Annotated in this window: 17 protein-coding genes; 10 read left to right on the forward strand and 7 right to left on the reverse strand. The window is 62.9% G+C overall.

What is annotated here, in order from left to right; all coding sequences use genetic code 11:
* The first annotated feature begins 1 nt into the window (after window position 1).
* Window positions 2-355 (forward strand): type II toxin-antitoxin system RelE/ParE family toxin, encoded by a 354-nt coding sequence (locus DMY87_RS02140; protein WP_110789624.1) that lies wholly within the window; start codon window positions 2-4, stop codon window positions 353-355.
* On the opposite strand, the gene DMY87_RS02145 is transcribed toward DMY87_RS02140, so the two are convergent.
* Together DMY87_RS02145 and soxR are read right to left on the reverse strand one after the other, a co-directional pair.
* A complete protein-coding gene (locus tag DMY87_RS02145; RefSeq protein ID WP_110789625.1) occupies window positions 356-1,705 on the reverse strand; it encodes a D-alanyl-D-alanine carboxypeptidase in 1,350 nt (449 codons plus the stop codon).
* A 240-nt stretch (window positions 1,706-1,945) separates the two neighbouring features.
* Window positions 1,946-2,389 (reverse strand): redox-sensitive transcriptional activator SoxR, encoded by a 444-nt coding sequence (soxR, locus tag DMY87_RS02150; protein WP_110789626.1) that lies wholly within the window; start codon window positions 2,387-2,389, stop codon window positions 1,946-1,948.
* A 77-nt stretch (window positions 2,390-2,466) separates the two neighbouring features.
* Between soxR and DMY87_RS02155 the strand changes: the two genes are divergently transcribed.
* Window positions 2,467-3,957 carry an MFS transporter gene (locus DMY87_RS02155; protein WP_110789627.1) on the forward strand — a complete coding sequence of 497 codons (1,491 nt, stop codon included), beginning with the start codon at window positions 2,467-2,469 and terminating at the stop codon, window positions 3,955-3,957.
* Between the two features lie 78 nt (window positions 3,958-4,035).
* Window positions 4,036-5,082, forward strand: a complete 1,047-nt coding sequence (locus DMY87_RS02160; RefSeq protein WP_110789628.1) for a polysaccharide deacetylase family protein — start codon at window positions 4,036-4,038, stop codon at window positions 5,080-5,082.
* Between the two features lie 24 nt (window positions 5,083-5,106).
* Here the strand turns inward: DMY87_RS02160 and pdxH are convergent, their stop codons facing one another.
* On the reverse strand, window positions 5,107-5,721 hold the full coding sequence (gene pdxH / locus DMY87_RS02165; protein WP_110789629.1) for a pyridoxamine 5'-phosphate oxidase: 615 nt from the start codon (window positions 5,719-5,721) through the stop codon (window positions 5,107-5,109).
* A gap of 109 nt (window positions 5,722-5,830) precedes the next feature.
* Here pdxH and DMY87_RS02170 point away from each other — a divergent pair, with 109 nt between their 5' ends.
* The 4 genes from DMY87_RS02170 to DMY87_RS02185 all read left to right on the forward strand — a co-directional run bounded on the left by DMY87_RS02170 (window position 5,831) and on the right by DMY87_RS02185 (window position 9,358).
* Complete coding sequence (locus tag DMY87_RS02170; protein ID WP_110789630.1) at window positions 5,831-6,241, forward strand: RT0821/Lpp0805 family surface protein; 411 nt, start codon at window positions 5,831-5,833, stop codon at window positions 6,239-6,241.
* A 223-nt stretch (window positions 6,242-6,464) separates the two neighbouring features.
* Window positions 6,465-7,739, forward strand: a complete 1,275-nt coding sequence (locus DMY87_RS02175) for a DnaJ domain-containing protein (RefSeq protein WP_110789631.1) — start codon at window positions 6,465-6,467, stop codon at window positions 7,737-7,739.
* Between the two features lie 180 nt (window positions 7,740-7,919).
* Window positions 7,920-8,738 carry an enoyl-ACP reductase FabI gene (gene fabI / locus DMY87_RS02180; protein ID WP_110789632.1) on the forward strand — a complete coding sequence of 273 codons (819 nt, stop codon included), beginning with the start codon at window positions 7,920-7,922 and terminating at the stop codon, window positions 8,736-8,738.
* A gap of 17 nt (window positions 8,739-8,755) precedes the next feature.
* Window positions 8,756-9,358, forward strand: a complete 603-nt coding sequence (locus DMY87_RS02185; protein WP_110789633.1) for a histidine phosphatase family protein — start codon at window positions 8,756-8,758, stop codon at window positions 9,356-9,358.
* Between the two features lie 54 nt (window positions 9,359-9,412).
* On the opposite strand, the gene DMY87_RS02190 is transcribed toward DMY87_RS02185, so the two are convergent.
* Entirely contained in the window at window positions 9,413-9,673 is a 261-nt protein-coding gene (locus DMY87_RS02190) for a DUF1344 domain-containing protein (protein ID WP_110789634.1), read from the reverse strand.
* 299 nt (window positions 9,674-9,972) lie between these two features.
* On the opposite strand from DMY87_RS02190, the gene DMY87_RS02195 reads away from it, so the two are divergent.
* From DMY87_RS02195 to ribB, 3 genes are all read left to right on the forward strand, one after another.
* Entirely contained in the window at window positions 9,973-13,029 is a 3,057-nt protein-coding gene (locus tag DMY87_RS02195) for a bifunctional diguanylate cyclase/phosphodiesterase (protein ID WP_110789635.1), read from the forward strand.
* Window positions 13,030-13,211: 182 nt separating this feature from the next.
* Window positions 13,212-14,306, forward strand: a complete 1,095-nt coding sequence (gene aroC / locus DMY87_RS02200; RefSeq protein WP_110789636.1) for a chorismate synthase — start codon at window positions 13,212-13,214, stop codon at window positions 14,304-14,306.
* Window positions 14,307-14,315: 9 nt separating this feature from the next.
* Window positions 14,316-15,416: a 3,4-dihydroxy-2-butanone-4-phosphate synthase gene (gene ribB, locus DMY87_RS02205; RefSeq protein WP_110789637.1), complete on the forward strand. Its 1,101-nt coding sequence runs from the start codon at window positions 14,316-14,318 to the stop codon at window positions 15,414-15,416.
* 187 nt (window positions 15,417-15,603) lie between these two features.
* On the opposite strand, the gene DMY87_RS02210 is transcribed toward ribB, so the two are convergent.
* From DMY87_RS02210 to DMY87_RS02220, 3 genes are all read right to left on the reverse strand, one after another.
* Complete coding sequence (locus DMY87_RS02210; RefSeq protein ID WP_110789638.1) at window positions 15,604-16,302, reverse strand: RES family NAD+ phosphorylase; 699 nt, start codon at window positions 16,300-16,302, stop codon at window positions 15,604-15,606.
* Window positions 16,303-16,734 carry an antitoxin Xre-like helix-turn-helix domain-containing protein gene (locus DMY87_RS02215; protein WP_110789639.1) on the reverse strand — a complete coding sequence of 144 codons (432 nt, stop codon included), beginning with the start codon at window positions 16,732-16,734 and terminating at the stop codon, window positions 16,303-16,305.
* Window positions 16,735-16,799: 65 nt separating this feature from the next.
* On the reverse strand, window positions 16,800-18,863 hold the full coding sequence (locus DMY87_RS02220) for an autotransporter domain-containing protein (RefSeq protein WP_110789640.1): 2,064 nt from the start codon (window positions 18,861-18,863) through the stop codon (window positions 16,800-16,802).
* Between the last annotated feature and the right edge of the window lie 157 nt (window positions 18,864-19,020).

Below are 19,020 nucleotides of genomic sequence, written 5' to 3' on the forward strand. Positions count from 1 at the left end.
CATGAGCCGGTACCTGTTCCACCCGATCGCGGATGCGGCGCAGGACGAGATCTTTCGTTCTACGCGAGAGCGCTGGGGCCAAGGGCAAGCGGAAACCTATATCTACGGACTTCACGCGCATCTCGAATTGCTAGCCGCGTCTCGTGGCCTCTGGAGAGCCCTGCCAAACCGCATGGGCATCCTGATCCACAGCAAGGTCACGAACTATGTCTCCCGCTACCGGATGCACTACATCTTCTTTCGAGAACTGCCGAGCGGTGCGATGGGCATATTGATGCTCGTGAATGTGCGCCGAGACATGCCCAAAAAGCTGCGCTTGGAACTCACGCGGATCGCGCGTGACGCGATCAAATGATCACCCCCGCGCCGGCATCAGCACGCAGTCATAGCGCTGGCGGACCAGCTTGTCGCAGGCGGTGCGGGCTTCGTCCTTGGTCTCAAACCCGGTGAAGCGGGCGCGGTAGAAGGTGGTGCCGTTGCGGGTGACCATCTCGGTATAGGTATCGAGGCTCTTCAAGGAGCCGCCGACCTTGTTGCGGGCGTCGGACAGGAGGTCCATGGCGGCCTGGGCGGAGGTGGCGGCCGCGATCTGGATCTGCCACTTGCGCTCGCCGGTGGTCGAGGCGGCCGTGGCGTGCTGGGCGCCCTGCCCTGCGACAATCGCGCCGTCTGCGGTTTCGGCGCGGGGTGCCAATCGGGGGATGGCGGCGGTCAGGGGTTGTTCTGCCGGAGCAAGGTCGCCTTCGGCGTAAGCTGCGGCCACGTTGCTCGTGCCGACGCCGGTGGCTCCGGCCATGCCCTGTACGGCAGCCATGGCGCTCTGGCGCGAGCCGGGAACCGGGATGTCGTCGCCGAGGCGCGCAAGATCCATCTGCACGCCGGTCGTGCGGCTCGCAACAAGCTGCGTGCCGGTGGACGCCTTGCCGAGATTGGCGTCGATGAGCTTTTCCATCAGCTTGTCACGGCTCGCCGCCGTGCGGCCGCCCATGACCACGCCGATCACGCGGCGGCCCTTGTCTTCGACGGCGCTGACCAGATTGAAGCCGGAGGCGTTGGTATAGCCGGTCTTGATGCCGTCCATGCCCTTGTAGCGATACATCAGGTTGTTGTGGCCGTTGATGGTGCGGCCGCGGAAGGCAAAGCTCTTGGTGGAGAAGAGGTCGTAATCCTTGGGGAAGTCGCGGATCAGGGCGACGCCGAGGGTCGACATGTCGCGGGCTGTGGTGAACTGCTGATCATGCGGCAGGCCCGACGCATTGAAGAAGGTGGTGTTGAGCATGCCAAGCGAGCGCGCCTTGCGGGTCATCAGCGCGGCAAAGCCTTCTTCCGAACCACCGATCTTTTCGCCGACGGCGGTCGCCACGTCATTGGCCGAAAGCACGATCATCGCCAGCACGGCTTCCTTGACGGTGATTGAGTCACCGGCCTTGACGCGCAGCTTGGTCGGCGGACGGGCAGAGGCGTATTTCGAGAAGGGGACCGGGCTGTCCCACGACAGCTTGCCGGCATGGATCGCGTCCAGAACCATGTAGATGGTCATCATCTTGGTCAGCGAGGCCGGATGGTTCAGCGCATCCGGGTTTTCGGAAGCCAGGACCTCGCCGGTGCGCGCATCGAGCAGAAGCTGGGCACTGCCGGCCTTAGCCGAGGTCGAGAGAGACAGGATCGCCACGCAAAACGAAAACGCGATCAATAACTTCTTCATGAAAACTCCAAATGCCGCCTGGATTTCGATGATGGATCAGGCCTGCATGATTCTCTCGACGCGCCGTCCCGGTGCTGCGCTTAGGGCAAGAATGGGGCGACAATCAGCCAATTGAGATCAAATGCAACCGATGATCCACAGAAGGTGCCTTGATCATGGTTAGCAGGGGGTTAATTTTGTGGGCGAGTTCTGCCACGCGCGCCCTGACCTCTCCTGTATCTGCCCAAACCTCCCCGAAGCTTACCTGCAGAGCGCCACGCCGCCGGTTCCTTCGTCCGAAAGCGCGTCGGCTGGATTGACCAGCTGGCAGCGTTTCATTGACAGGCAGCCGCAGCCGATACAGCCGTCGAGATCGTGGCGCAGACGCTGCAGCACGCGGATGCGGGCGTCGAGCCTTTCCGCCCAGCCGGTCGCGATGCGGCGCCAGTCGGCCGGGGTGGGTGTGCGACCGGCCGGCAGGCTCTTCAGCGCGTCGGCGACTTCCGAAAGCGGCAGCCCGACCTCCTGGGCCGCGCGGATCAAGGCGAGACGGCGGAGGACGTCGCGGCCATACCGCCGCTGGTTCCCGCCGGTGCGGTCGGCGGCAATCAAACCCTTGCGCTCGTAGAAATGAATGGCCGAGACGGCAAGGCCGCTGCGCCGCGCGACATCGCCGACACTCAGGAGGGAATTTTCTTTCGCCATGGGTCTTTACCTCAACTTAAGTTGAGGTTGTAGCATCCGATCCCGACCCGACCAAGTCTCATCTTCAAGGATGCCCCATGCCCAAGACTGCAGCCGTCAGCGCCACACCTTCCGCCGCCGATCCCCTGCCGCCGGATCCGACTCCGGCCGACGGCTTGTCCGATCAACGCTGGCTCGACCTCCTCGCCCCGCGCCATGCGGCCACCACCGTCATGCTGTGCATGGGCGTTGCGCTCTTCGCCTTCAACGGTTTTCTGGTCACCACGGTCATGCCGAGCGCGATTGCCGAGATCGGCGGTGGTCACCTGATCGCGTGGTCGGTCTCGCTCTACCTGATCGGTTCGATCGTCTCTGGTGCCAGTGCTGCAGCGCTGAAGAGCCGGTTTGGGGCACGGCTGGTGATGCTCATCGCGACGCTGCTGTTTCTCGCGGGCACGCTCGGGGCCTCTTTTGCAACATCGATGCCGCAGGTGCTGATCGGCCGGATGGCGCAGGGGCTGGGCGAGGGTGTCGTCGCTGCACTGTGTTATGCGCTCATTCCGGCTCTCTACCCGACCCGCCTGGTGCCAAAGGTTTTTGGCGCCGAGGCCATGGTCTGGGCGGTCGCATCGTTTGGCGGACCTTTCGCTGCCGGGTGGATCACGGAGACCGTCTCCTGGCGGGGCGCCTTTCTGGTCAATGTCCCTCTCGGGCTCATCTTCCTTGTGCTGGCACTCAAGACGGCCACCCCGCGGGACATATCCGACACTGGCAATCGCATACCGCTTGCACCCCTGCTTCTGCTCGCGGCAGGAATGCTGGTGCTGTTGTCTGCCGGCTCGGTGGTCGATCTGCGGATTTCAGCGCTCACCGTCCTGCTCGGTCTCGCGCTGGTCGGCTCAAGCGTCATCCGCGATCGAAAGGCTTCCCACCGGCTGATGCCAGAGGGCGCGTTCGGGCTCGGGTCGACGGTCGGCGCCGGCCTCTGGATCGTGCTGCTGATGCCGGTGGCACAGGCCACCAGCGCCGTCTACATCGTCTTCGGACTGCAGCATGTCTTCGGCTATGGACCAACGGCGGCCGGCGGTTTCGGCGCCGTGATGGCGATGAGCTGGAGCGTGGTCGCCGTACTGATCGCCAACCTCACCTCGCCGTCGGCCCGGCGGCGGGCCATCCGGGGCGGTCCCGTGCTGCAATGCGCCGGCATGATCCTCGTTGCAGGCGGGATGGGTTTACAATTCTTGCCGATGCTTGTCCTCGGCCAGGCGCTGGTCGGGGCCGCCTTCGGCTCCAGCTGGTCCTATCTCAACCAGATGCTGATGGCCTCAAGCCCGGCTGCGGAACGCGACAAGACCTCCGGCCTGTTGCCCACCCTGCAATCGGCCGGCTATGCCATCGGTGCGGCTCTCGCCGGCCTCACGGCCAACAGTCTCGGCTTTTCCGCAGGCTTGGACAGGGACACCCTGCGGCTCGTCCTCACGGCGACCTTCATCCTGCCCATTCTCTGGACGCTTCCAGCCATGGTTCTCGCCCGCCGGACGGTCGGGCTTGCTCCGCCTCCCTGGGGCGCGACGCCTGGCAGGAAATGAGACAGTTCCATTGAACGAAGCTTAAGGACTTCGCCATTAGGTTGACCGCAACTCGAAAAGGGGGTGCAGGCGGGAACGATGGCGGGACGTCTCAAACAGAGCATCAAGCGGGCAGTGATCACCGGCGGGCTGGAGGTTTCCTTCTGCCTTTCCAGGATGGGGCTGCTCAAGGCTGCGCAGGGGCGCGGGGTGGTGTTCACCCTGCATCACGTGCGCCCGGCCGAAGCGGAGGCGTTCCAGCCCAACCGGCATCTCGATATCACGCCCGAATTTCTCGATGCGGCGATCACAGCGCTGAAGCGCGACGGATATCGTTTCATCCGGCTGGAGGACGTGGCGGCGGCCCTTGCCGAACCCGGCCCTGCCCAGCCCTTTGCCGTCTTCACGCTCGACGACGGTTTCCGCGACAATCCCATGCATGCGCTTCCCATATTTGAGAAACACCGTGTGCCCTTCACCATCTTCGTCTGCAAGGGCCTGTCCGAGCGCAGCCATACGATGTGGTGGGATACGGCAGCAGCGCTCATCGGCAAACAGAAGCGCCTGACGCTTTGCCTGCCGGCCGGACGCATCGATGTGGATTGCAGCACGGCGCGTGCCAAACAGTCTGCCTTTGATGCGGTGGCGCAGGCGGTGTTTGCCGGCGACGAGACGAAATCCGTCGCCCAGCTCGACGCGGCGGCCCAGGCGGCCGGCATCAACCCACATGCGCTGGTGGCGGAAAGCGTGATGGATAGGGACGAGTTACAGGCGCTCGGTCGCCATCCGCTCGTCTCCTATGGCGCTCATACCGTGAGCCATCGGGGCCTGGACGCCCTCGGCGATACCGAGATCCTGGCGGAACTCAACGAGAGCGCCGATTATGTGGCCGATATCACCGGCCGCCGGCCGGTGACGTTTGCCTATCCCTATGGTGATGCCCGCAGTGCCACACCGCGGACGGCAGGTTATGTGCAGTGGGCAGGCCTCAAGCTCGCCGTCACCACACGTCCCGGGACATTGTCGCCCGCCTCACTCACTGCGCCGCATCTCCTGCCGCGCATCTCGCTCAACGGACTTTACCAGAAGCCGCGTTACGTGCAGGCGCTGGCGTCTGGCATTCCCTCGCGCCTCAACAGGGGCTGAAGGCGCCCCTGCCCTCGTCTGCGATCACGGATACATCCGGACCTTCGACCAGCCGTCGCCATCGCGACGGAACTCGATACGGTCGTGCAGGCGGAACTTGCGGTCGTGCCAGAATTCGATCGACTTCGGGATGATGCGGAAGCCCGACCAGTGCGGCGGACGCGGCACATTTCCGAGCGCGTATTTCGCCGTGTATTCGGCCACCGCTTTTTCCAGCGCGAAGCGGCCTTCGAGCGGCCTCGACTGCTTGGAAGCCCAGGCGCCGATGCGGCTGCCGAGCGGGCGGGACTGATAATATTCATCGGCCTCGGCGTCGGAGACGACCTCGACTTCACCGCGCAAACGGATCTGGCGGCGCAGCGATTTCCAATGAAAACACATTGCCGCCTTCTTCTGGCCGAGAATTTCCTGTCCCTTTTGGCTCTCAAAATTCGTGTAGAAAACGAAGCCGCGAGAATCGAACCCCTTGAGAAGCACCATACGCACATTCGGAAGACCATCCGCATCCACGGTGGCCAGCGCTACCGCATTGGGATCATTGATCTCCGAGGCCTCGGCATCTTTCAGCCAGGCGGCGAACAGGGCAAACGGCTCGCTCTCCTCGGTAAAGTCACCAGTTGTTAACCCGACTTCTGACATATTGTCTCAATTGCTCCTGATCTGCATACTAGCCACCGGCGCGAAGCACCGGATGGAAGGGCCCTTGAGAGACATAGCAAAGTCGGTTGAGCGTACAAAGGGTAGCTGCATGCGCAAAGCCTCGATGATCCTCCTCATCGCTGCGACACTTCCGCTCAGCGGCTGCTTCGGCAGCAGCATGGACCTGTTCGGGTCCGACACCGTCGACAGTTCGATCTCGACGTCGACGGTTGCGAAGAAGGGCAATCCCTCCAGCCATTCGGACGAACTGACCGTCCAGAGTGCCGTCTCGTCCGCAGACCTCGACAAGACCGATGGCAAGCCCCTTCCCTGGGCCAATGCCACGACCGGCAGTGCCGGTGTCGTGACCGCCATTCAGGAAGAGAAGGGCCAGGGCTTCATCTGCCGGAACTTCTCCACCACCCGCCACTCCTATGAGGGCATCGCCTATTTCTCCGGCAAGACCTGCACATCGGGAACCGGTAACTGGGAACTTATGAGCTTCGATCGCCGTTCGTAAACGGTGACCTCCTGTTCGGTCGCATTTGAAAGGTTTGCTTAAGCAAGCTGAAAGAATAGCCTGACCGACACCTGCTCCATGTAACTTTCAATTAGCGAATTGCATGCGACGGTTTCGGCCTATTGTTCTGCCGTCACCGCCATGTCTGCGGTGTGGTTACCGAATTTCTGCGGCTCAAGGCGCCATGAACGGGCCTCGCCGCTTTCGATAGTTGGTGTCATCGATGCGTGACTTCTATTCGATCCTGGGCGTAAAGCGCGATGCGGGTGCGGACGAGATCAAGGCCGCGTGGCGCACGAAGGCGAAATCCATCCACCCGGACCAGAACCGGGACGATCCCAATGCGCATAACCGCTTTGCCGAGATGGGCCGCGCCTATGAGGTGCTGAAGGACCCGGCCAAGCGCAGCCGCTACGACCAGCAGCGCTCCAAGGTCGAGGCGCTGGAGCGCGAACAGACGATCATGCAGCAGCGCAACGCTGCCCGCGAGGCGGCCGAAAAGGCGAAACAGGCCAAGGCGAATGCCGAGCGCATTCTGGCGGAACTTGCCCAGGCGGAAGCCGAAAAGGCGAAGGCGGAAGCCGCAGCCGCCGCAAAGGCCGAGGCTGCAAAGGCCGCCAAGCAGGCAAAGTCCGCAAAGACCGAGAGCAAGGCCGAGGCACCCAAGGCGGCAAGCGCGACCGGCGAGACTGCCAGCAAGGCTTCGGCGGATGGGAACGCCGGCGATGGAGCCAAGGCACAAGCCTCGACCTCCGCTTCCAGCACAAGTGCCAACGGCAAGGCCGAAGGTCCGGAGGAAATGGTGTCCCGCATCTTCGGCGACAGCCCGGAAGCGGCGGTGGCGGCCGAGCAGTTGAAACGCGATCAGGATGCGGCCGACATCAATGACGGCATTCCGTTGCGCAATACGAGTTCGCCCCTTCTGGCGCCGATCGAGCTGTTCAGCTCGCTTGTGCGTCGCCTGCGCGGCACCCCTCCTCCGCCGCCGCCGGAAAAGGCGCCTGACGTCTTTGCCGAAGCGATCGTCGCGATCTCTGACCTTCTCGAACAGAAGGCGGTCCCGGTAACCCTCACGGACGGGCGCGAAGTGCGCGTGCCGCTGAGCGGTGCCACCGAAGGGCATGTGGTCAAGCTGAAAGGCCAGGGGCTGAAGTTCCAGGGGCTGCTGCGCGGCGACCTCGCCGTCACTGTCCGGATCCAGCGCCACGAACGCTTCGTCGTCGATGGTCTCGACATCAAGACCGTTCTGCCGATCACGCTCGAAAATGCCGTTCTCGGTTGCGAAACGGACGTCGAGGGGCCGGAGGGTCCGGTCAAGGTGACCGTGCCGCCATGGTCCAATTCCGATCAGGTGATCCGCATCGAGGCGCTCGGCCTGCCGGATGGCGAAGGCGGCCGCGGCGCGCTCGTCGTCGAACTGCGTGTCATGCTGTGGGAAAAGCCGGACGAAAAGGTGACCGACCTGATGCGCCTGATGCGCGAAGGCCTCTACATCTGACGAGCTCCCGTGCGGGCGTCAAACCCGACGCCCGCCATCGCCCCCGCCATTCGATTCATTCAACAATTCAAACATACAGGCCATTGTCGGCCCGACAGGGCCTGACCGTCCGGTTCAATCTTGAACGCTGGAACGGGCTATGCCATAGGCAACACCAATCGACGGTTTAGGGGATGCATCATGGTTCAGGGTTCGGGCCTCATGGCAGGCAAGCGCGGCGTCATCATGGGCGTCGCCAACAATCGCTCCATCGCATGGGGCATTGCCAAGGCCTGTCGCGACCAGGGCGCCGAGATCGCGCTGACCTGGCAGGGTGATGCGCTGAAGAAGCGCGTGGAGCCGCTGGCGGCCGAACTGGACGCATTCCTGGCCGGCGACTGCGACGTTACCAATCTCGAAAGCATCGATGCGGTCTTCGCCAATCTCGAAGCCAAGTGGGGCAAGATCGATTTCGTCGTGCATGCCATCGCGTTTTCCGACAAGGACGAACTGACCGGCCGCTATATCGACACGACGCGCGACAATTTTGCCCGGACGATGGACATCTCGGTCTATTCCTTCACGGCTGTTGCCGCACGGGCCGAAAAGATCATGAATGACGGCGGCTCGCTTCTGACCCTCACCTATTACGGCGCCGAAAAGGTCATGCCGCATTACAACGTCATGGGCGTGGCGAAGGCGGCACTCGAAGCCTCCGTACGTTATCTTGCCGTCGACATGGGCGGTCGCGGCATTCGCGTCAACGCCATCTCTGCCGGCCCGATCAAGACGCTTGCGGCATCCGGCATCGGCGATTTCCGCTATATCCTGAAGTGGAACGAGCTTAACTCGCCGCTGAAGCGCAACGTCACCACGGATGAAGTGGGCTCGTCGGGCATGTATCTGCTCTCCGACCTGTCGAGCGGCGTCTCCGGCGAAGTGCATCACGTCGACTGCGGCTATCACACGGTCGGCATGAAGGCCGTGGACGCGCCCGACATTTCCGTCACCAAGGATTGAAACCGAGGTCTGCCGCCGTGCTCATCTACATGATCCGTCACGGCCAGACCGACTGGAACGCCGAAGGGCGCATGCAGGGGCAGAAGGATATCGGGCTCAACGATATCGGCCGCGCCCAGGCGAGCGAAAACGGGCGCAAGCTCGGCCAGATCCTCGGCGAGACGGCACTCGATTTCGACTTCGTCAGCTCGCCGCTCTGGCGGACCCGCGACACGATGGAGCGGGTGCGAAGCTCCATGGGCCTGCCGCCCGAACGCTATCGCCTCGACGAACGCCTCAAGGAACTCTCCTTCGGTGACTGGGAAGGCTCGACGCTTCCGGAACTCGCCCGCGTGTCGCCCGAACGGGTGGCGGAACGGGCGCGGCAAAAATGGAGCTTCATCCCCCCCGGCGACGATGCGGAAAGCTACGAAATCCTGTCCTGGCGGATCGGTGCCTGGCTCGCCTCGGTCGATCGGGCGACCGTCTGTGTCAGCCACGGCGGCGTGATCCGCAGCTGTTTCCGGCTGATCGGGAATGTCGATGAAAACGAGGCCTGCGAGATGAACATTCCGCAGGACCGGATTCTCAAGATGGAACTCGAGCCTCAGGCCGAGGGCGGCTCGATCAGCTGGATCTGACGGGCGGCCGTTGTCCGATCGGCATCCACCCGTCGGCTCAGACCAGAGGCTGCCTTACTGGACGACCTCGAGATCATCGATGACGCGCTTGCCGTCGACTTCCGTGTAAAACACGATGACCTTCTGACCCTTTTCCAGGCCTTCGAAATTGAACTCGTCCGGAACCGTGTAGGTCTTGCCGTCATCGAGCATCAGGCTCATGCCATCGACATTGACGGCAGCAATCGTCGCCTCGACGTCGTGGCTGCCGGCAAAGGCAGCGATCGGAGACAGGAGGCTTGCCGCTCCAAGAAGCAGGGAGATCACGACACGCATACGAACCACCTTCGACCAAATCAATTCTGAAAACGAGTACAAGATAGGCCTCCGGAATATGGCAAAATTTGCCCGATGACGTGTCAATTCGGTGAGATTGTGGAGAGGAACGCAGCCGTGATCAAGCCATGGACAAGGTTTATCCCGTGCGTTGACGTCTAGCCTCTTCTTCCGGCCGCCAAAGCATACCCGGAACGCCCCGAAGGCACCAAGCCCAAGACTGCGCAAACTCTTCGAAATTCTAAATTAACCGCCATCGCATAGGGTTTCTCGCAACAGGGGTTTAAGGGTTGGTAGCGTTGCGTAAACGGAAAGCAGGGCCGCAGTCCGACGGCAAATGGGGCAACGGCATCTTCTTGCTGGCGGGTGGCGCTGTCATCGGCCTCCTGGTGCTCGTTGCCGGCTTCCTGATCGATCGCAACACCGCAGCCCACGAGCGCAAGCGTGTCGAGCATCTGGTTCAGGATGGGCTGGAACATGCCAGCGCCGCGATCCGCAGCAAGATCAACCACGATGTGCAATTGGCACTCGAAGTGGCGGATGACATCGCCGACGACCCGATGCTGTCCCCCCCCGAATTCAACCGTACGGTTGCCATGCTGCTGGCGCGGAACCCGCATTTTCGATCGATCCGCCTCCAGCCTCTTCAAGATCAATTCCGAATGGCGTTCGACCCGGTGATCCGAAACGCCGGAAGCCTTCTGTCGATCGACATTCCTGTGCCGCCGATGACCTGGCAGACGAAACGCCAGTGGCAATCCTTGCTGATCGAAATCGATTCGATGGCCTTCATGGCGGATGCTGAGATCAACAGCGACAACGCCGAGACCGCTCACACCGACGGTAGCGGACTCAAGATCGCCGTCGCCCAGATCACGCCGACCGGTGCACTGGAAATCATCCTTGGCGACCCCAAGCTGATCGAGGAGCCAACCCTTACCCTGCCCGTCGACGTCGACCGCATGTCGCTCGTCGTGCTCGGCATGCCGGAAGAGGGTTGGGATGCGGCGATGAACCGGCTGCTGCCGAGCCGTTTGCTGCTGGCAGCCGGCGTCGGGGCCATGATGGTTTCCATCCTGCTGGCCATCGTGCTGCTGCGCGAGCGCAATCTCAACATCCAGCGGCTGCGGGCTCGCGAGGAGCGGTTGCTGGAACTGTCGCAGCGTTTCCAGCTTGCGCTCGAAACCTCGAATATCGGCATCTGGGAGATCGACGAATCCACCCATTCGCTGCTCTGGGACGAGCGCACCGCCGGTCTGCACGGCCTTCCGGTCAGCCTGGACGACGAGGAAGACCGACTGGCCGACTGGTATGGCTGCATTCAGGCCGATGATCTCGGCCGTGCAGAACAACTCTATTTCGACAGCGTGATCGCCCGCACCACCGATTCCTGGGACGTGGCCTATCGCGTGCCGCTCAGCGACAACAGCTTCCGTTACCTGCGATCCGTCGGCGCGCGGACGGTGGATGGCCGGATCACCGGCATTGTCTGCGACGTCACGACCGACACGCTCATGACGCAATCGCTGAGCCGCGCCAAAGAGAACAGCGACATCAAGAATGCCGAACTGGAACTGGCGCTCGAGGAATTGTCGAGCCGCGAACACCAGCTGGCGGAAGCCTCACGGCGGCTGGACCTTGCACTCGGCTCCTACAATTGCGGCACCTGGGAAGGCGATCCGGCCAACAAGACCGCTGTCTGGGACGAGCGCATGCATCAGCTCTACGGCGTTCCCTATAGCGACAAGCCCGTTCCCGAGCATGTCTGGCTGTCGCGGGTCCATCCGGACGAACGCGGCGAGATCCAGCTGGCGACCAAACGCGCCTCCACACTGGACCAGACGCTCAACACGACCCAGAAGGTCGTGCTGCCGAACAACGAGATCCGCTACATCCGCTCCGTGGGGCAACCGCATATCGGGCGTGACGGGCGCAAGAAGCTGATCGGCATCGCCTTCGACGTCACCGCAGACGCGCTTCTGGCGGAGCAGATGCGGGCGGCCAAGGCCGAGGCCGATATGCGCAATATCGAGCTGGAGCTTGCCAAGAACCGCATCGAGTTCAATGCGCTGCACGATCCGCTCACCTCGCTTGCCAACCGTCGCAAGCTCGATCTCGAACTCGACGGACTGAGCCGCGGAAACTCCGCCCAACGCGCCAAGTTCGCGATCCTCCATCTCGATCTCGACCGCTTCAAGGAAATCAACGATACGCTTGGCCATGCCGCAGGCGATGCCATGCTGGTGCATACATCGGAAGTCCTGCGCCGGCACGTGCCGCGTGGCGACTTGGTCGCCCGCATCGGCGGCGATGAATTCGTCGTGCTTGCCCGGCGCGCGACCTCGATCGAGGAACTGACCAGCCTTGCCAGCCGGATTATCGAGGAGATGCGCCATCCGATCGATTTCGAAGGCTTCGACTGTCGCTGTGGCGTGTCGATCGGCATTGCCCAGGCCTCCGGCTTGATGCCGGATGCCCGCAAGGTTCTGATCAACGCCGACATCGCCCTCTACCAGGCCAAGGAAAAGGGCCGGAACTGCTACGAATTCTTCACGCCGGACCTGCAGGCGAACATCATCGCCAAGAAGCGCATGGCCGACGACATGCTGGCCGGGCTTGAGCGCGACGAGTTCATCGTCTGGTACCAGCCGCAATTCGAAGCCAACAGCATGCAGCTCTGCGGGGCCGAAGCACTGGTGCGCTGGCGCCATCCCGATCGCGGCGTGCTGGCCTCCGGAAACTTCCTCAAGGTGGCGGAAGACCTGAACGTCATGGCGCGTATCGACCAGCTCGTTCTACAGACAGCGCTGAAGGACCAGATGCGCTGGACGGCCGCCGGCATGCCGGTGCCGCGGATCTCGGTCAACGTCTCCTCCAAGCGCCTGCATGACGAGAACCTGATCGAACAGTTGCAGGGGCTGTCGATCACGCCCGGATCGATCTGTTTCGAACTGGTGGAATCGATCTTCCTCGACGAGAGCGACACCAAGGCCACCGAGAACATCGAGAAGATCAAGGCGCTCGGCATCGACATCGAAATCGACGATTTCGGCACCGGCCACACCTCCATCGTCTCACTGCTGAAGCTGAAACCGAAGCGGCTGAAGATCGACCGCCAGCTGGTCATGCCGATCACGGTGCAGCCGCAGGAGCGCAGCCTGGTCCGCAACATCGTCGAGATCGCCCGCTCGCTGGGCATCGAAACGGTGGCCGAAGGGGTCGAAACACACGAACATGCCGGCATGCTGCGCCAGCTCGGCTGCGACTATCTGCAGGGTTATGCCTTCGCCAAGCCTCTGTCCTTCGACGACTTCACCCGATTCGTCGACCGTCTGCCGCAGCAGAAGGCATCGTGACGGATGGATGGCGGCGTGCGATCCGTGTGCCGCTAGACCACGCTTGCGTCTGCCGGATTTCCGGGCGGCCGGGTCGAAAACCCCTTCCCCCCCTTCGGGGAATTGCTTTATGAGTGACGCCATCCAAGGCAGGGCCTGCCGGAACGCTGTCCGGTGGGAAAGAATGGAACGGTAGCTCTCGCATGTCGCACAATACCTTCGGTCATCTCTTCCGCGTCACCACCTGGGGCGAAAGCCACGGGCCGGCGCTCGGCGCTGTTGTCGACGGCTGCCCTCCGGGCGTGCGCTTTACCCAACAGGACCTGCAGGTCTTCATGGACAAGCGCAAACCCGGCCAGTCCCGCTTCGTCACGCAACGCCGCGAGGACGACATCGTCAAGGTCCTCTCCGGTGTCATGCCGCAGGAAGACGGCTCGATGATCACAACAGGTACGCCGGTGTCGCTGTTCATCGAAAACACCGACCAGCGCTCGAAGGATTACGGCGAGATCGCAAAGCGTTACCGCCCCGGCCATGCCGACTATACCTATGACCTGAAATACGGCATCCGCGACTACCGTGGCGGCGGCCGCTCTTCGGCCCGCGAAACGGCGGCGCGTGTGGCCGCTGGCGCGCTCGCCCGGCTTGCCATGCCTGACGTGACCATTCGCGGCGCGCTGGTGCAGATCGGCAAACACAAGATCAACCGCGACAACTGGGATTGGGCTGAGGTCGACCAGAACCCGTTCTTCTGCCCTGACGCTTCGATGGTGCCGGTGTTCGAAGATTATCTCGACGGCATCCGCAAGGCCGGCTCCTCCGTCGGCGCCGTGATAGAGGTGGTCGCCGAGGGCGTACCGGCCGGCATCGGTGCGCCCGTCTATGGCAAGCTGGACCAGGATATCGCCTCCGGCCTGATGTCGATCAACGCGGTCAAGGGCGTCGAAATCGGCAACGGCTTCCAGTCGGCCGAAATCACCGGCGAAGAAAATGCCGACGAGATGCGCATGGGCAATGATGGCCGCCCGATCTTCCTGTCGAACCATGCCGGCGGGATTCTGGGTGGCATTGCGACCGGCGAGCCGATCGTGGCCCGCTTCGCCATCAAGCCGACCTCGTCGATCCTGACCGAGCGCCAGTCGATCGATTCCGATGGCAACAATGTCGATGTCCGGACCAAGGGCCGGCACGACCCTTGCGTCGGTATTCGCGCTGTTCCGGTCGGCGAGGCGATGCTCGCCTGCATCATTCTCGATCATATCCTGAGAGACCGGGGCCAGAACAACCGCACAAGGTGAGGACCGCGCATGAGCTATGACCAGAAACGTGTCGTCGAGGCGCTGCGCGCCTTTGAGGCTGGCGAAATCGTGGTGGTCATGGATGATGACGGGCGAGAGAACGAAGGCGACCTCATTGTTGCTGCCGTGCATTGCACCGCCGAGAAGATGGCCTTCATCGTGCGCCACACCTCTGGCATCGTCTGCGCCCCGATGCCGAAGGAAGAAGCCAAGCGGCTGAATCTCTCGGCCATGGTGGCGGATAACGACAGCGCCCACACGACCGCGTTTACCGTTTCGGTCGACTTCAAACACGGTACCTCGACCGGCATTTCCGCCGATGACCGGACGCTGACGGTGCGCAACCTTGCAAACCCCAATGTCGGCGCGTCCGATTTTGTTCGTCCGGGCCATATCTTCCCGCTGGTCGCGCGCGAAGGCGGCGTGTTGATGCGGTCGGGTCACACGGAAGCGGCCGTCGATCTCTGCACCATGGCCGGGCTTCCGCCGATCGGCGTCATTTCGGAGCTGGTCAATGACGACGGCACCGTGATGCGCGGGCCGCAGGTGGCGGCCTTTGCCGAACAGCACAAGCTGAAACAGGTCTCCGTGGCCGACCTCATCGCCTATCGCCAGCGCAAGGAAACGCTGATCGAGCTCAAGTCAACGTTCGACATCCAGACGCCTTACGGAGCGGCCAAGGCCTATGCCTATTCGCTGCCCTGGGACCCGATGCAGCATCTGGCGGTCGTGTTCGGTGACATCAGGGACGGCGAGGACATTCCGGTCCGTCTGCATCTCGAAGATGTGGGCCGCGACGTGTTCGGCGCCGATCGGCAGATCGACGGCGTGATGAAGCGGATTGCCGACAAGGGCCGTGGCGTGGTCGTCTATCTGCGCGAGGGCTCCGTCGGGGTTGGCGTTTCCACCACCGCCCGCAGCGGCAAACATGATCGCGAGGCCCATAGCGAGGCGCAGGCGCGCGAAAGCGAATGGCTGGAAATCGGGCTCGGCGCGCAAATTCTGAAGGACCTTGGCGTCAATTCCATCCGCCTGATGGCCTCGCGCGAACGGCATTATGTCGGGCTTGAAGGCTTCGGCATCCAGATCTCGGGGACCGAGATCGTCTGAGGCCTTCGGGTCCTTCTTGATCCATTCATGCGCACGCGGCGGCTTGCAGTCGCCTGGTCACCCCACCCCGGACCTGCGGTCCGACCCTCCCCCTCAAGGGGAGGGTGGCGTGTCGCGCTCGTCCGTCGCAGCAAACGTCACCGCCGGCGGAAAACAAAAGATGCGATCATCTGCCGACTGCGAAACGTCAAGAAACAATCGGCCCCTCGACCTTTGGCTCCGCCTTGCCCGCCCATGTGAGCCGCCAGACATCGCCCTGGCGGACGGACTGGACTGCGGCGGGGCGCAGGATGGCAAAACACGTGCCGCCTTCGTGGCGCACGGAGGGGTAGACGATGCCGTTCAGGCCCGCACCGCGTGCTTCCAGCGCGAGGCGGTTGCCTTCCGGATAGCCGGATGCCTTGTCCGGCGACAAAGCCGGATGGGCCGGCAATTCACGCAGATCGAGGAATTCCCCCGAGATGCTGCAATACATCTCCGCATATTCGGCGACTGCCCGGTATTGGCCGGTGCGGGCGAGGAATTCGGTCATATGGAACGTGATTTCCGCAAGGCAGGTCTCGACCTTGAGCGCCGCATACCAGGCACCGCGCATCTCGCCGTTGAAACGGTTCGGCTCGCGCGGTTTGGCATAGGTGAAGCTGGCATTGATGAAATGCGCATGCGGCACGTCATACACCAGTTCGCGGGCCTCCAGGCCGGAGATACCCCGCGTCTGCGCCTGCATGCGGCTCGATGTTGCGGCCTCGATCTCCGCCAATTGCTGCAACTCGTCGGCCGTGTCGACGAGAGGTTCCAGCACGGCTGCACGCAGCCGGGCGGTCGATACCAGGCGCACGGTGCGGGGATAGGCAAGGGTGGCGACCGGGACGCCTGATATTTGCACTCAGAGTCCCCCGCGCACCGCATCGACGTAGCGGCGCACCTCAAGCATGAGGGGAATGCCGCCCTCGATCATGGCGGCGACCGGCGTGCGGCGGTCGAACAGGGGCCCGGTGTTTTCGAGCATCGGCCAGCGATCCGCCATGGCGTCGACGAACAGCAGATGCAGCGCCTTGTAGATGCCTGTCAGCGCGGAAACTCGGGTCATCTGGTCCTGGCTCAGCGTCTTTGCCACGCCATCCGGCTTCAAGCGTTCCCAGGTGCTGAGCGACACCCCGAGCAACGCGGCGGCCTGCTGGCTTGTCAGATCCCACTGTCCGACAAGCCGGCGAAAGGCCTTGAGCGCAGTCAGCGACAGGCGCTTGCGATCCGCCTCAAGGGAAAAGCCCTGCGTGAAGGCTTGGGGTGCGGATGACAGTTGAGCCGTGTTCAACACCGGTTTTCTCCTTCAAATGACATCTTCAATATATGTCACTTGAAGGATTTCACAAGGAGGCGGGTTCAGAAGATCACGCGCGAGCTGGCACTCAGCCAGTAGCTGCCCTTTTCCTGGCTTGAGACGTTGAACATCAGCTGCCCTTCCAGCGGTCCGGACTTCGCCTGGAAACCGATGCCACCGCGCAGCCAGTTCTGCTCGATGGGCGCCCCTGGAAGGTCGAAGCTGGAGAAGCCGATGATCTCGCCGGTGGTGTGAGGCGCCTGATCCTGGAAACGATGGGCCACTTCGGCTCGGCCGATAAGGCTGACGGTGGTCGTCAGGTCAAGGCGGCCGTCGAGCCCCAGGCGCACGGTGTTGGACGAGCACTCCACCTGGTCAAAGCGGGCGGGGAAGCTGCCGCCGGTCTCTGTGTAACCGTCGGTCTTCGTCGTCAGATGGGTGAAACTGGCATAAGGGGTGAAGACGGCATCTTTCACGCTGAAGGCGCCGAGCCAGTCCAGGCGGGCGCGAAAGCCGAGCGTGCGGCTGTCGGCCTCGCCCGCCGAAATGTCCGTTCCCGTACCGTTGAGATAGGCGCGGCTCATGGACAGCTCACCGATGCTGGCAAAGCCCGTGAGCGTGGCATAGATGTTTGGCGCGACTGCCATGCTGACCTCGGGCAGCACATAACTGCCCTGCACGCGACTATAACCGGTAAGATCGAGATCAGCCTTGGAATAGGAGGTGCCGAGGGCGAGGCGCAATGTCACGTCGTCCGTCGGCGCATAGGCAAAGCCGATTTCGCCGGTGCCGGTCGGGCCAGTGCCGAAGTCGTTGCGCACGGCGCCCAGGTCGCCCGTGGCCCACACCGATCGCTGGCCCGCCGACAAGCGGTGGAACATCGGCGAGGAGTTGGCACCGTTCATCGCGAGATCGGCGACCTGCTGGGGCACGAAGAAATGGCGCGGCAGACCGTTGAAGCTCTGCATGTAGTCCTCGACCGTGATGATGCCAGCCGGAGGACCTGGTGGTGCGGACGGGTCCGTGGACGCCCCACGGGCGAGATAGGCCTTGCCGTCCCGCAAGGTGCCGGTGATGATCCTGCCATCGGCGGAAACGGCGCTCGCGTCGTTCGTGACATCCGTTGCGATGGTGACGCCACTCTGCCGCAGCCAGTCGTCAACGGAAATCGTGCCCGTCGCCTCCGACCAGCGGAAGCCGGAGGAGGTTCCGTCACTGCGGCCGGACCGTCCGATGACGACGGAACCGTCGTCGCTGACGCCAAACGCTTCGGAGTAGATTCCGCCGAGGGTTCCGAGATCCTGCATCGTTGACGAGGCCACAAGGTAGCGGAACGCATGAGTTCCGCTTGCGACATCGGACTGGCCGACGATCACCGAGCCATCGGCATTGGCCTCCATGGCGCCCGATTCGTCACCTCCGGCCAGAACGCCGATCGCTGTTGCCGGGCCGTTGTCGACCCAGTAGGCGGCGATCGCGAAGCCGCCTGCATCCTTCGCACTGCCGACCACGACATGCCCATCGCGGCTGATGCCGTTGGAAAAGGAATCGGCCCCGCCAAGCGTTCCGAGTTCCTGCATACTGCCTGACAGGGCCACGGGGTCGTAAGTCCAGCGGAAAGCGCGATTGCCGTTGCTGGAATTGCCCCAACCGGACACAACATTGCCATCGCCGCTGACGCCGGTAGCACGCGAGGCCGTGCCGCCGGGCAGGAAGCCCAACAACTCGATCTGGCCTGCAGCCGCATCCGCCCGGTAGGCCTGGGTGGCATTGCCGCCCGCAAGGATGCCGACAGAGATGTTTCCATCCGAGCTGACATCGCCGATGGAGATCGAATACCAGCCCGGTTCCGGCTGGACGGTGCGGACGGCGCTGCCGTCCGTCCAGACGAAGCCATTCGACACATATCCGCCCGGTCCGCTCGGCGGTGTAAAGTAGGTCTGGAAATTGCCGACCACGACATGGCCATCGGCGCTCATCGCCGAGGGCTGTACCGTCGATCCCGGGACGCTGGCGATCCACTCATAACCATAATCGGCGGCGGCGACATGGCTCGCGCAAAGAGCAGAACTTCCGAGGAGAAGGAGACGACGCGCCAGCGAGCCGGCGGGGGATAAAAAGCGCATGAAACCGTCTTTCGCAATATCCACGGGGCTGCCGGGCGCACAGGTGTCCCGGCAGTGGTTATGTGAAAGAACTGTGTGAGTTGGGACTCATGCACAACTCCAAAGGTTGCATGCAATTTTCGCAGCCGTTTCATCTTCGCCGATCTGGCCGCGCGCA

The organism is Peteryoungia wuzhouensis (assembly GCF_003205195.1).
Lineage (GTDB): Bacteria > Pseudomonadota > Alphaproteobacteria > Rhizobiales > Rhizobiaceae > Allorhizobium > Allorhizobium wuzhouense.